The following is a 14,567-nucleotide window of genomic DNA, read 5'->3' on the forward strand; positions in this document are numbered from 1 at the left end:
ACATTTTTTGCCAAATCAATCGCAATAGTGGTAACTTTCATGGTGGACGCTCCTTAAGTAACTGTATGGTTCAACATCAGTTTGGCGCATTGACGCCGTATTAGGGAGCGTCCATCTCATCACCCACAACCGCAGTGATGTCTTCAAAGTCTAAATGGAATTGTGCGTAGATAGCACTGGTTTTCTCATTAATGAACTTATAAGCACCTGTGTCTTCAACCATGTTGTCTGCTAAAGAACCGTTCATTGCATAAGTGGTACCGGCTAGCATTTGCTGTACTAATGCGTAAGTTGCTTCAGCATCTTGCAATTGGTTTGCATCATACACATTGTAAGTGAGTAAATCGTTTTGACCGGCAATGCCTGTTTGGTCGAACGAGTTGCTCATGTTAATGGTTTTAAAGCTGTCGGCGATAATTGGATTATCAATCCAGGTAGGGCTGTATAAGCCATCTGCATTTTTAGCTTTTTTATAAGCATCTTTTAACGTGTCGCCGTTTGGTTTTAAATCAAAACGGTTTGAGCTGTAGTCGCGGTCGGTAAAACGCACACCGGCTTTAACTGCAGTGACGAAATCAACACCAATATCATTGATTTTAAAGTCGAAGCGTAGTGCTTGTTCTTCGTTGTCAGTGTCCAGCGTTTTATGGAAAAACTCACGGAATACAAGGTTGTCTGGGTTAGTTAACATGCCAGTGTCTTCAAACATATACGATGGAATACCATCGCCGCTGGTTGAACTACCTGTGCTGGTGTGTGTAACAAGATTTAGGGTTGGATCGGTGCGTTCAATTGGACGTAAGTTAAATTCTGATGCTGTTTGACGTTCTTCAGATTTTGAAATGGCATATTCAGCAAACAATTCGATATTGTCTGTGACGTTCCACTCTGCACCAATGGCATGTGAAGTTGTTTCGTTGGTGGTAAAATCACTCCAGGTTTTTGGAATGGTGAGTACCCCGGTTAAGTCATAGTTGTGAAGCTGGCCATTGCTGTCGTAGTAAGAGTCGCTTCTTGGTGAAACTGAACCGCCTACATCTAGAATAGAATACGCAGCCTGACCGCCATCTAATTCAGTTGCGTTCATGTCAACGTAGATATTTAAATCTTCGTTTGTTGGTGCCCACTGAAGTGATAAACCATAAGCGGTACGTTCGCGCTCTTCAATTTTTTGTTCAACTGTGCTTTCTGTTCTGCGCAGATACTTACCATTTGGTCCGCCTGACACATCAACAATACCGTCACCGTTGATATCGATATCGTCTTGTAAATCAACTTTGTTGAAGTATTCGTCGCGACGCAATTCACGGTCTTGGTAAGAAATGTTGGCAGAAGCACCGAAGATACCGTTTTCGCCTAAATCCCAGTTATCACCAATGGCCGCGGTAAAGTTGGGCGCTACGTTTTCTGTTTTGTCAGCATATTCACCGTCAAGGGTGATGGCGACAAGTGGCTCAGAAAGTTCAAGTGGACGTACAGTTTGCATGTTAACTGTACCGCCAAGTGCACCTTCGATCATTTCTGGTGTTGGCGACTTAATGACTTCAACCGTTTTCAAGAAGCTTGAAGGGAAGTCATCTAGGCTAATCCCGCCACGGCCAGGGCCAGCAGTAGAACGGCCATTTAATAGAATAAGGTTTTCTGATACGCCGCGAATAGTGACCGACTCACCCACACCAAAATCAGATTCGATTGATACACCGGTGATACGTTGCAGGGCTTCTGCAATGTTGTTGTCGGGTAATTTACCAATATCTTCTGCAACGATAGCATCAACGATACGGGCATCAGTACGTTTAAGTAAGTTGGCTGCTTTTAAGCTACCGAAAATACCGCGTACTGCAATGACTTCAATTTCACTTGTGTCTACTTCTGCTGCGACTTGTTCTGCATCAGCGGCAAATGCTGCTGGCATAGTTAAGATTGCTGTTAGTGTTGCGCCGAATATTGTTATGTTATTGGCTTTATTTTTTGAGCTACTAAACATCGCGCTTATTTTATTAAGCTTCATAATTCCCCCCAAAGAACTAATTATATGGTATTACCAGTTGGCTTACCAATTGTCGTTGTTTTAATCAACAGCAACATTTATATAACACGTTACCAATAATTGCAATCTACTTTACCAAAATAATAACTTTGTCATACCAAGGTTTGTGTTCCGCTTTAAACTGCATGATAGTGAGCCACAATAGGCTTTGTGCGACTATATCATTAGATTTAACTGCGTATTTATTTGTAAAGGAAATACAGAATCTTGTATCTGTACTAATGATATTAAGGTAATTAAATCTGGTCACATGGATTTAACTCAATGTTACATTTGGTAATGTGTGTTTTAATTATTGGTAATACCAATTTGGTTTTTGACTGAATATGGGCGTTGTGAGGGCTAAGATGCTCTTACTATTTGTGACGGTTTGTTTTAATTATTTTGAGTTTGGCTTAAGCAGTGTTGCACCGTGATTAAAATAGAGTTGTAGGTTAAATAAAATGCGCTAAATTTCTATAATGTCATCAATATTGTCTCTTTGAGGCGTTATCGCACGTTAACACACACAAACAGCAGCATTAATGGGTCAATAATCGATGAGTCGTATTACGGGGTAAAAACGCTTTTACGAAAAAGGTAAGGGTTATTGCGGCTTGCCAAAGACGTGGTCTTGTTTCGATTCTAACCACAATGGGTATTGCGCCATGACTTTAGTGAACATTTTGCTTTGTAAATAATGGTCCAGCCATCGGCGTAACTGTGGGTAGGGTGCTTGCAGATACCATTGGCGCTCTACTCGGGCAAACTGACGAATAAACGGCATTAATGCTAGGTCGAGCAGACTTGGGTTGTCTGACAGTAAATATTGATGTTGAGTTAAACGTGACTCGAGATTGCCAAGATATTGCTCGCATGCTTGTCTGTCTTGAGTGAGCGTGGGTTCGTGATATCGCTTTGAGCAACGGTATTGTTCAAGCAGTCCTTTAAACTCAGTGTCAAACTGAGTAATGATCGCTAACATTTCTGGTAATGCTGTAGTCGATTGGCTGTGCAGATAATGATCAGGATCGGTTTGCGAAAAAGCCCATAGCATGATGGCGAGGCTCTCATCAATAACATGGCATTGATCCATTAACGCGTTATCTGTGATCACTAACACGGGTACCGTTGCTTTAGGCGATGCGGCCATTAACTCTGCTGGTTTGTCGCTTAACACCAGGTCTCGTATATGCACTTGTTGACCCGATGCGTAAATCGCCAACCTTGCCCGCATTGCGTAGGGGCAGTTTCGTAATGAGTAGAGCACAGGTAATGTCATCGGCAGTGTCATGGTGTGTTCTCTTATGGTTGGCATAAACTTAACATCGACGCACGCGTTTTTAGTGTATTAACTCTTGGTAAACCAAATCTTATAAATCCATTTTGTAACCCACATCTTGTATGTAATGGTCACTTATTAATGCAGAATGGTATAAATGAATGCTACACCAATACCTGACGAGTGTTGGCTATGTAATGATGGATTTGCTGTTCTGTTTTAGTGTCGATCATTTTTTCTGGTCCGCGATCTTCAGGGCATGGCATCCGTGGGGTGGTGCCAAACAGTCTGCAAATCAGCGGCCGCTGTTCATACACTTCGCAGCCATTAGGGCCTAAATGAACACAGTTCCATTCTGCTAACGCGGCATCATGCTCGGCATCGGTTTTAACCGGTAACCTTGCCATTTCAGCTGATGATGTGGTGACAGGCCCACAGCAATCGTGACAACCGGGTTTGCATGCAAAAGACGGAATGCGTTCACGGAGTAGATCGACTATTTCTATGTCATTTCTCATAGGGTGACTTCTTTTCAATACGTTGTTGTTTATCGTTTGTGCCTTGTGCTCTTAGATTGGGTATAAAAGCACTCGCGCCATTGTTATTGACTCAGTGCATTGATGCTATCGTTACGACGGTTATCGATACGACTTTTATCATTACAACTGAGCCAATGAGTATGGTCAGTTTTATAAACCTTGTTGGTATTGCGCGTTCGTCGACACTGTGACCAATTGATTAAGTTCTATTTTGGCTTCGGAAACACCTTTCAATACATTTTCAAAATGGTTAACCAATTGCACTTTGTCAATTTCAGCTTTCGAGCCAGAACCAATATTGGTTAAGTCGATAAAGAACTCGTCAAACAAGTGAGATAAGTCTTCAACCGCTTCAATGTTTAAGAACTGCTCGTGGTTATAAATACTCGGATAACCCCCTTTTTGCTTATCTACTGCAAACGAGATCCCTTTGACGTTAGTAATCGTGGTGGCTTTTTCACACTTAAGCATGCAGCCATCTTCGATACTGGGCTTATTACAACCCACCGTTTGTTGGAAAAAGCATTGGCGGCTGGTCATCATCAAAATGGGATGATAGATGCTGTAAAGCAGTTTAAAGTTTGCTGGTCTGGCGATGTTTCTAATTTGATTGCGATTAATCTCATTAGAAATAAACGCGCCAGCGCAATTTAACTGCTCTTGCAGTGTGAGTAAGGCATAAGAGTTTGTAGTATTTAAAAACGGCCCAGCAATCCATTCAATCCCCATTTCATAAGCTTTAAATGCCACACCGGTATTATTACTGACAATACGTGCAGGTTTTACCGCTTCTAACAGTCGTACCGATTCTGCATAGTCTTTACCAATCAATACGGCTGGAAACCACGGGATGAGTCTTGGATTACGCAAAAATATGTCGATGTATTTATTGTCGTTTTTCTTAAAGCTTTCTGGCAGCTTAAAGTAAATATCGGCATCGGTGACATCGCATAAGTTAATGTCTTTCTCGTCACTGATCAGCAATGATAGCGTCGGTGTTTCGGTCACTTTTGGGTGTTTAACTAACTTTGGTAGCGTGACTGCGCCAATGTATTCACGTTGAGTGAGTTGCAATAATAATTGGTTTTTAAGCTGCGTAAGCTGGCTAAAGGGCAATGTTAAATCGGTATCGAGGTTATCAAAATTAAACGGCTGTAGCAGATAACCCGTGCCTTTTAAGCTCTTAAAGCGTTTTTCAATTGCAGCTTGATCGATTTGTGATTCTGTTGCCGTGGTTAACGTGGTGTCCGATTCGAGCACAAAATGCTGTTCTGGGGTGGTAACCGTGATCGATAACGTTTGGCCCGCTTTACCCGCAAACGCAAGGGTTAACGGTGGTTTAGCGATGCTTAAGTGGTTAATCTTTTCAGCAACTAATTCAACAATGGCATCTTTAGCGGTTGATAATGTGTGTTGTGCTTCCTGGATTTGCACCACAGAAATGGCATTGCTGACGTCGTTGGCATGTTTAAAGCTGTTATCGCGTGGGTTGTCGATAAACATGTCTTTGGTGAGATTACCTTTTAAAAATGAGTTGGTAAAATCGCGGTTAAACACTTTATATAGGTTTGAGTCGTCGGCTAATAACTTGCCTGTGTCGACAAATTGATCAATCTGCTTACGCCAGCTGTCTACCACGGTGTGGACGTATTGCGCGCCTTTAATTCGGCCTTCAATTTTTAACGAATCTACGCCAGCATCGACCAATTCTGGTAAATCGAAATAGGCTGAGTTGTCTTTTAAATTTAGCGGAAACTTATTGCCCGCAGCGGTGATTTCGTATTCGTCACGACATGCCTGGCTGCAACGCCCGCGGTTACCTGAGTTACCGACACTCACTGAGCTTGAATAACACTGACCTGAGAAGGCAATACACAAGGCGCCATGGACAAACACTTCGGTAAGTACATCGTGATCATGGGCGAGGGTGGTTAAGCTTTTAATTTCACCGAGGTTTAACTCGCGCGATAAATTGACTCGAGTAGCGCCAATTTTAGCCAAGAAACCAATTTGACCTTCATTGTGGGTGGTCAGCTGGGTAGAGGCGTGAATGGCTAACGATGGGAAATGCTTACTGACTAAGTTAAACAAGCCTAAGTCTTGCACGATGATGCCATCGATACCGGTATTAACCAGTTGATTAAGCAATTTTACCAAGGTAGGCACTTCGTTTTCCAGAATAACGATATTCATGGTTAAGAAGACTTCACATTGGTATTGATGAGCCAGTGCTATCACACCAATCAAGTCATCGAACGACAAATTAGCCGCTCGGTTACGGGCGTTGAAGGTATCTAAGCCACAATATACGGCATTAGCGCCGGCTATGATTGCTGCTTTGATTGCATCGACGTCTCCACCGGGTGCCAGTAATTCGATTTTTCTCTTCATGATAGGTTCGCTACTTTTAGTTAATTATTGTTTTACGTTGTTATTTGGCGTGCTATCCACTTAATTACGACTTACACACTTAATTACGACTTACATACTGATGTTAAGTGTTCAAGCGGGTCTATTAGCATTTACGATTGTAACAGCCATAGCGTGATAGCACAGTGTCTTAAATAGACTGGCTGTTAAATAGTTCGATAAACACAAAACACCACAAATATAAAATGGTTTATACCATTCCGCACTAATAAGTGACCACTCAGAATGCGTCCAGCGGTTTTTGATTAAGGCGTCGCTATGTAGTAATGGTTGTTCCCTTTCAAATAGCGAGAACGCAGAGCAAGAGCCGCTGGGGCATTCCTTTCAGGCGAGTGTTAAAAGGGCTTACACTGCGTTGCATGACTTCGAAAGAGAACCACTATTCATTCAGTCATTCGCCTTGTTTAAGCCCTTTTAAATTCTCGCTGAGAGATCACTTACTAACGCGGAATGGTATTAGATAGAAAAGGCCTCCGTTTATGGTGTGTCACCACATAAACGAAAGCCTTTGAGGTGTGCGAGTGAGTGTTTCACTTGCACACATAACAACTACTTTTTAGCTATTGATTCAGCCTGGCTTGCAAGATATTCATCGAAAGTACCTTGGAAGTTAATTAACTTTTTATCTTTTACATCAATGATCCGCGTTGCAAGTGATGACACAAACTCACGGTCATGACTAACAAATATCAAAGTGCCTTCAAATAATTTCAACGCTTGATTTAATGCTTCAATCGCTTCCATGTCCATGTGGTTAGTGGGTTCGTCCATGACCAACACGTTAATGTCCATCATCATTAACTTACCGAATAACAAGCGGTTTTTCTCACCACCTGAACAGTTACGCACTTTTTTGTTGGCGTCATCTTCGGTAAATAATAAACGACCTAGCATGCCACGGACCATTAAGTCGTTATGCTTAGGAGTACGCCACAACGACATCCAATCAAATAAAGTCATGTCATTGTCAAAGTCGGCACTGCTGTCTTGCGGGCAATAACCAATGGCCGCATTTTCTGACCATTTGATTCGACCATGATTATGTTGAAGTTCGTTCACCAAACAACGTAATAGGGTTGTTTTACCCACGCCGTTTTCACCGATAATCGCCAGTTTAGAACCGGCTTCTAGAATGAGGTCGCCGTGTTCAAATAACACTTCTTCAAATCCATGGCCTAACTCCTCAAGCACGAGGGCCTGGCGATGTAATTTTTTCGATTCAGTAAAGCGAATTGATGGGGTAATACGGCTAGACGATTTAACATCATCAAGCTTAATTTTATCCATTTTCTTTGCGCGTGAACTGGCTTGTTTCGCTTTAGAGGCGTTAGCACCAAAGCGGTTAACGAAGTCTTGTAGTTCGTCAATTTCAGCACTTTTCTTAGCGTTACCTGCTAATAGCTGCTCACGAATAAGGCTTGACTGCTCTAGGAAGTATTCGTAGTTACCTGGGTAAATACGTAATTCGCCGTAGTCGATGTCGGCCATATGAGTACACACAGAGTTCAGGAAGTGTCTGTCGTGCGAAATGATGATCATGGTGCACTTACGTTTGTTTAGCTCTTCGGCTAACCAACTAATTGTATGAATGTCCAGGTTGTTGGTTGGTTCGTCGAGTAACAAGATATCTGGGTTGGCGAATAAGGCTTGTGCTAATAACACACGCAATTTCCAACCGGGCGCCACTTGCTGCATTAACCCGTAGTGAAATGATTCATCGATACCGGCTTCAAGTAAGATTTCACCGGCACGACTTTCTGCGGTGTAACCGTCCATTTCAGCAAATTCGCTTTCAAGATCGCCAACACGCATGCCGTCTTCATCAGTCATTTCTGCTTTAGCATAAATACTGTCGCGTTCTTGTTTCACTTTCCAAAGTCTTACGTCACCCATGATCACAGCATCAACGACGCTGAATTTTTCAAAGGCGAACTGGTCTTGGCTCAATGTACCGACTTTTAAACCTGGAGTGATGGATACGTTACCTGAGGTGGGGGCTAACGCGCCACTGAGGATCTTCATGAATGTGGATTTGCCACAGCCATTTGCGCCAATTAAGCCGTAACGATTGCCATGGCCAAATTGCGCCGAAATGTTTTCAAACAACGGCTCTGGGCCAAACTGCATAGTAATATTAGCGGTAGAAATCAAAACAAGTTTCCATAGAGTGGTACAGCATTGTTATCGACAAGCGGCTAGGGCGTAGCATTGTGAGAATAAGACTGATAGGACGTAATATATAAGGTCGCGGATTATACAGGGAAGTGGTCAATTGTCGATTTATTATCGTGTTATTGTTTCGTGCTAATACAACGCGAATACTCAGTTGTTACGTTGCTAGAATACCTTGTGCTTACTTTGCTAGAATTCTTTGTGCTTACTTTGTAAATAATGCGGTAAAGACTTAGACAGCGTGGTCAGTCAAATAAGATTGGCCAAATCAGGCCGATTGACGTCATCCATAGCGGTTGCAAATAGGGTTTTATCCAGCATCTGGCCAGAATACTCGAATAAACAAGACCACGGAATCACCCGTTATTTGCAGCTCTGTAACGGTATTATCGCTACAAGTGAACGACCTATATCTCATGTAAGTCAGTTTTCGCTGATTTTGGGACGACTTTTAGATCACTTGGGGATGACGTTGGGCTGAGTTAAACAACCCGTTTCCGCGAGTTATTGTGGTTTTAAAGAGGATGCTCACCTGAATGTAAATACACATAAAGTGCATAAACAACAGCTTCAGCGCGTTTTGATGATAATTAAATACGAAACCTGTCGCAGAATACTATATTGGATATGGTTGTTAACAATCAGTGATAAAGGTGTTAGTTTAATGTAACTTGATTAGGTGAATTGCTATGCAATTAGGCCTAAGTTGTTTTATGGCCGTTTTGACAATTGCGATTCAGTTGCTGTGATGGTTTTATCGGCTTGGATTGATCATTTGTGTGTACTTGATCACAAGAAACAACTTTAAATAAGCCTCAGCTAAATTAATCATCATTTTTTTAGGTAATTGATTATAATCATCTAAAATAAAAACCTTAAACATTGTAATGTTAACTGAGTGCCGTAAAAAATCGATTCAGATTTGCTTAGGTTTGTAGTTTTGTTGCGACTTACCGTGACTGTTCTACCCTTAAAGGCCGCCACAAAAAGATGTCATACGACTTACTATTTGGGTTTTTCGTGATCCTAGGCTTTGCAGTGTCAATCTCATAGTAACAATCTCATATAAATTTAAAGCGCGACTGTTTGTCTCTTTATGGTTATGGAATGATTTAATGATAATAAAAACATGGAATATTACTATTACAGCCGTATTTTTTGCGCTGTGCCTACTGTTTTTTTATCCTATCGCATTTGCCGTTGAAAGCGTTTCTGCTAGAACCGATTTTGCTAAAAATGATTCTGCTCAAAATGATTTTGCTAAAAATGACTCTGATAATAATGATCCTGCAAATAGTGTTTCAACGAATAGCATTCTTGCTGAAAGCGCTCCAGCTTCTAGTGCTGCAAAGCTCAACGTTCCAGTCATCCCTGCGACTCATTTATTAACCCCGCAAGAATTACAGTGGTTAGCTCAACATCAGCCCATTACCGTGGGAGTCGATGGCTACTTTCCTCCCTATAGTTTTATCAATGAACACGGCCAATCGGTCGGTATGGCCGTAGATACCTTAACCCTAATAGGCAAAAAACTCGGAATTACGTTTGTTGTAGATGGTGAACATCGGTGGGAAAACATCGTTAATAATCTGTATAAAAGCCAAATTGATATGGTATTAACCATGGTTAATACACCCGATCGCTCAGCAGAGTTTAGTTTTACGACACCTATCATCTTTAAATCGTTGGTGATTATTACTAAAAAAAGCAAAATTTCGATACTGAATCGCGGAGATATAGCCGGTAAAACGCTGGCATTAGTTAACGGGTATCATTATTCCGATAAAGTCAGAGCTGAGTTTCCTTCTGTGACGCCGTATTATGTTGATACCATGCGTGAAGCGTTAGAGGCGGTACAAGCAGGCCATGCGGATGCTGCGATTAGCTTTTTAGCTGCGGCCAATTATTTTCAGCTTAAATACAATTTTGCAGATTTAAAAGTAGCTGCATTTTACGAAAAAAATCAAGCTAATGAATCAATTGCTGTTAGAAATGATTTACCGTTACTCACCAGCATTATGCAAAAAGGCATTGACTCGTTAACGGCTCCCGAAATAAAAGCCATCAATGAAGCATGGGGCGCCAATATTAGTTTACCAAAAGATTATCAAGAGTTTATCGAATTAGCCGTGGTGGCGGGTGCGCTTATTTTGCTGCTCATGATTTGGGTTATGCAAACAAGGCTCAATAACCGTGCGCTATTGTTAGCCAATAATAAAGTAGAAGCAGCCAATAGCGAATTAAAGCAGATTAAAGATAATCTACAAAGCTTAGTGTCAGAGCGAACTTTACAACTGACCCACAGCGAGAACCGCTATCGAGGTTTGGTTGAGTCATTAGAAGATGAGTATATTTTTTATCAGCATGATACCAATGGTTTTGTTCATTATGTTAGCCCGTCGGTGACTCATATTCTGGGCCATACGATTAGCGGTTTTGGTGATTATTATTTTAAATTTTTAACCGACAACCCAAAAAACAAAGCAATTTCGGGTTATATAAAGCGGATTTTAAGCGGTGAACACTTACCGCCATTTGATATGGAATTGTTTGATGTCGACGGCAATCCCCACAGCTTTGAAGTGTTAGAACGCCCAATGTATGATGAAGACGGGCAGTGCATTGGTTGTGAAGGCATTGCCCATGATGTGACTGCACGCAAACAGCAACAAGATGACCTGTATCAGCTGTCGCACTTTGATGACTTAACGGGTTTGGCGAATCGTTACTATTTTAAATTGCTCCTAGAAGATGAAATTCAGCTGTGCCATAAAACGAGCCAACCTTTAGCATTATTATTTTTAGATTTAACCCGCTTTAAAGTGATTAACGATAACTTTGGTCATAGTGCAGGCGACCATATTCTCAAGCAAGCCGCAGATAGAATTATAAAGAGCCTTAAAGGCAAGTACGTTGTGTCACGTTTTGGTGGCGACAAATTTTGTATCTCTTTGCCCAATACTAGCGCTGCAACGGCTAATATCATTTCCCTGGATTTAATCGATACCTTTAAGCTTCATTTTGAATTTTTAGAGCAAACCATTATTTTAGGTTGCCGAGTGGGGATCAGTGTTTTTCCTAACGATGGCAACGATGCGGAAGCCATATTGAGTCAGGCGGATTCAGCATTATATGAGGCTAAAAAGACCCCATTTTGTGTCGCATTTTGTAATAAAGAACAGGCTATGTTTAATAAAAAACGCCTTTTAATAGAACAAAGCTTACGTCAAGCGTTATTGGTTTCGACGCTGCAACATTCGCAATTATTTATGGTGTATCAGCCTTTAATTGAATTGTCTGGATATCAATTATCGGGCTTTGAAGCGTTAATTCGCTGGGAACACCCTGAATTAGGCGTTATTTCACCTGCTGAATTTATTCCCGTTGCCGAAGATACTGGGTTAATTTTCGAACTCAGCCGCTGGGTGCTGAGCACCGTATGTGAGCAGTTAGTGATATGGAATAAGCAAGGGTTTGATTTTAAGCGTGTATCAGTAAATTTGTCCGCGCTAGACTTAATGAATACCTTGTTGGCTGAGGAGTTATTAGCGCTTATTGAAAAGCATGGCGCGCAGCCGAGTTGGTTTAAGTTTGAAATTACTGAAACAGCCTTAATGGCAATACCTGAACAATCAATTGATATTTTACAACAATTACGAGCGGCAAACGTACATGTGGCAATTGATGATTTTGGTACGGGATATTCGTCTTTAGCGTACCTTAAATCTTTGCCGGCGACGACGTTAAAAATCGATCAATCATTTATACGCAACCTCATGGATTCAGCTGAAGATCAAGCTGTGGTGAAGGCGGTGATTAGCATGGCACATTCTTTAGACAAAATTGTCACGGCAGAGGGCGTAGAATTGCAAGAGCAAGTTGATTATTTGGTCAAGCATGGTTGCGATATTGCTCAAGGGTATTTTTTCTACCGGCCATTAAGTGTTACTGAAGTCAGCATACGTTTTATTGATTCTGATGAGCAGACGTTGAGTTAGTTTAATTACAATTGGGTTGATAGCTTACCCGTATTTCACAACATAACTCAAAATCATCAGATTTAGTCGCAGTATTAGCGACTTTGTTGATACTATATGCATAAATGCCGAATTGGCAGGCAAGACAGAATTGGAAATACCCATGGTAGAAGAACAACAAAACAATCCATTACATGGACTTAAGCTTGAGACATTAATTACCGAGCTGGTTGAATGTTACGATTGGAAAATTTTATACGCAGCGTTAAAACTTGAATGCTTCCACTTGAATCCGTCTATTGAAGGTTGCCTTAAGTTTTTAAAGAAAACCGAATGGGCGAGAGAAAAAGTTGAGCACTTTTATCTGTACCGTTACAAGCGTATGCCTAAAGCCGTGGGTGCACAGTTTGACCTTAAACCGCGTGAACGTGGTTTTGCTCCAGGCATTATGCCGCGTAAACCAATGGAATTGACCTTTGAGTCTATCGCAAGAATGCATGAGCTAGCCGCAGAAAACTTTGAAACTAACCGCAATGCTAATGGACCACGAGGTTCAGGTAGGCCGCAAGGTAATAGAAAGAATTCTGGTTATGATAACCGCGCCGGCGCAGGTCAATCATCGAATTCATACCGTCGTGATGGTGATAGTTCATCTAAACCAAGCCGAGCAGTATCGTCCGATCCCAGTAATCCTTGGGGTAAGTAATCGTCAAGCCTCGAGAAGATAACGTTTCAGTTATAGCCTCAGTTACAAAAAAGCCCTGAATTATCAGGGCTTTTTTGTTTTTAGATATATGTAATCCCCATCTGCTTACACTGCGATGCATGACTTCGAAAGATAACCACTATTCATTCAGTCATTCGCCTTGTTTAGGCCCTTTTACACTCTTGCTGAGTCGCGGAATGCTATCATTTACTTCAACGTTTTCATCTATCATATTGAGTGTTCGTTTCTTGGTTAATTAACCCACCGAAACAACCTTTTATTGCTCTTATCCTCTTAAAACGGATGGGTTTTTCGTGTTGAACCTAAACTATCTTTTTAGCGTATGATAAATTTGAAATAGTGATATTACGGTGTAAGCTAATATTGCATTGGTGAAACTAACTATTAGAGGGATCTCATTTTGAAAGACACGTCTAAATCAATACCCCAAGAAGCGTTTGATTGGTATGACTCCTATGCGCATTGCGGCATGGGTAGACGTACGTTTATCGCTAAGCTTGGTTCGTTAGTGGCGCTTGGTTATTCAATGAGTGTATTAACGTCCGCTTTACTGCCCAATTATGCGTTAGCAGAACAGGTATCGTTTAATGATGACGATATAAAAGCGACTTATGTGCAATTTGATTCACCGTTAGGTCACGGCAAAGGGCGAGGTTACCTGGTCGAGCCTACCAATGTTCAACTTACCAACAAAGAAGGCTTGTTGCCTGTTGTCTTGGTGGTGCATGAAAATCGTGGTTTAAACCCCTACATTGAAGACGTCGCCAGGCGCTTAGCCAAAGCTGGGTATATCGCGTTGGCCCCCGATGCTTTATTCCCATTAGGTGGCTATCCTGGTAATGACGATGAGGGCCGGCAAATGCAGAGCACACTCGACAGAACTAAAATTGAACAAGATTTTGTTGCGGCAGCAGAGTTTTTAAAAGCCAATCCTCGCAGTAATGGCAAATTAGGCGCGGTTGGTTTTTGTTTTGGTGGGTATATCGTTAATTATCTTGCTGCAGTTAAACCTGATTTATTGCAAGCCGGCGTGCCTTTTTACGGTACACCCGCAGCCAAAGCATTAAGAGCCGAAATCAAAGCACCGTTATTGATTCAGTTAGCAGAACTTGATGAGCGTGTAAATGCCACCTGGGCAGAATACGAGCAAGACTTAGTGGCAGCTAAAGTGCCTTACACCATGCACATGTACGACAAAGCCAATCATGGTTTTCATAATGACTCAACAGCACGCTTTGATGAAGCGAATGCTGAGCTTGCGTGGAAAAGAACATTAGCTTTCTTTGAAAAACATATCCAATAAGATTCGCGAATTAAAGGGCAATTTTGCTCTTTAACGTGAGTTTATTAAGTTAAATATATCCTGACACAGGGGTTACGATGACTTTATATTTATCTAATGGACACTTAT

8 protein-coding genes are annotated in these 14,567 nt (G+C 41.5%); 3 read left to right on the forward strand and 5 right to left on the reverse strand.

Annotated features, from left to right (window positions below; genetic code table 11):
- Positions 1-100 precede the first annotated feature (100 nt).
- The 5 genes from AC19MX_RS15455 to AC19MX_RS15475 form a co-directional block, all read right to left on the reverse strand.
- A complete protein-coding gene (locus AC19MX_RS15455) occupies positions 101-2,011 on the reverse strand; it encodes a TonB-dependent receptor plug domain-containing protein (protein WP_498299166.1) in 1,911 nt (636 codons plus the stop codon).
- Positions 2,012-2,636: 625 nt separating this feature from the next.
- Positions 2,637-3,347, reverse strand: a complete 711-nt coding sequence (locus AC19MX_RS15460; protein WP_432400262.1) for a glutathione S-transferase — start codon at positions 3,345-3,347, stop codon at positions 2,637-2,639.
- A gap of 128 nt (positions 3,348-3,475) precedes the next feature.
- Positions 3,476-3,829, reverse strand: a complete 354-nt coding sequence (locus tag AC19MX_RS15465) for a YkgJ family cysteine cluster protein (RefSeq protein WP_432400263.1) — start codon at positions 3,827-3,829, stop codon at positions 3,476-3,478.
- A 171-nt stretch (positions 3,830-4,000) separates the two neighbouring features.
- The gene (locus AC19MX_RS15470; protein WP_432400264.1) at positions 4,001-6,241 is read right to left on the reverse strand and encodes a peptidase U32 family protein; all 2,241 of its coding nucleotides are present in this window, start codon (positions 6,239-6,241) and stop codon (positions 4,001-4,003) included.
- A 588-nt stretch (positions 6,242-6,829) separates the two neighbouring features.
- A complete protein-coding gene (locus tag AC19MX_RS15475; protein ID WP_432400265.1) occupies positions 6,830-8,431 on the reverse strand; it encodes an ABC-F family ATPase in 1,602 nt (533 codons plus the stop codon).
- Between the two features lie 1,136 nt (positions 8,432-9,567).
- On the opposite strand from AC19MX_RS15475, the gene AC19MX_RS15480 reads away from it, so the two are divergent.
- The 3 genes from AC19MX_RS15480 to AC19MX_RS15490 all read left to right on the forward strand — a co-directional run bounded on the left by AC19MX_RS15480 (position 9,568) and on the right by AC19MX_RS15490 (position 14,459).
- Positions 9,568-12,450, forward strand: a complete 2,883-nt coding sequence (locus AC19MX_RS15480) for an EAL domain-containing protein (RefSeq protein WP_432400266.1) — start codon at positions 9,568-9,570, stop codon at positions 12,448-12,450.
- Between the two features lie 142 nt (positions 12,451-12,592).
- Positions 12,593-13,135 carry a VF530 family protein gene (locus tag AC19MX_RS15485; RefSeq protein WP_432400267.1) on the forward strand — a complete coding sequence of 181 codons (543 nt, stop codon included), beginning with the start codon at positions 12,593-12,595 and terminating at the stop codon, positions 13,133-13,135.
- Positions 13,136-13,556: 421 nt separating this feature from the next.
- Positions 13,557-14,459 carry a dienelactone hydrolase family protein gene (locus AC19MX_RS15490; protein ID WP_432400268.1) on the forward strand — a complete coding sequence of 301 codons (903 nt, stop codon included), beginning with the start codon at positions 13,557-13,559 and terminating at the stop codon, positions 14,457-14,459.
- Positions 14,460-14,567 lie beyond the last annotated feature (108 nt).

The sequence above is a fragment of the Shewanella sp. MF05956 genome, assembly GCF_059758055.1.

What these genes read in the sequence shown, in the direction of transcription:
- AC19MX_RS15455 (WP_498299166.1), bottom strand. Translation starts at nt 2,011, where the DNA reads ATGAAGCTTAATAAAATAAGCGCGATGTTTAGTAGCTCAAAAAATAAA.
- AC19MX_RS15460 (WP_432400262.1), bottom strand. Translation starts at nt 3,347, where the DNA reads ATGCCAACCATAAGAGAACACACCATGACACTGCCGATGACATTACCT.
- AC19MX_RS15465 (WP_432400263.1), bottom strand. Translation starts at nt 3,829, where the DNA reads ATGAGAAATGACATAGAAATAGTCGATCTACTCCGTGAACGCATTCCG.
- AC19MX_RS15470 (WP_432400264.1), bottom strand. Translation starts at nt 6,241, where the DNA reads ATGAAGAGAAAAATCGAATTACTGGCACCCGGTGGAGACGTCGATGCA.
- AC19MX_RS15480 (WP_432400266.1), top strand. Translation starts at nt 9,568, where the DNA reads ATGATAATAAAAACATGGAATATTACTATTACAGCCGTATTTTTTGCG.
- AC19MX_RS15485 (WP_432400267.1), top strand. Translation starts at nt 12,593, where the DNA reads ATGGTAGAAGAACAACAAAACAATCCATTACATGGACTTAAGCTTGAG.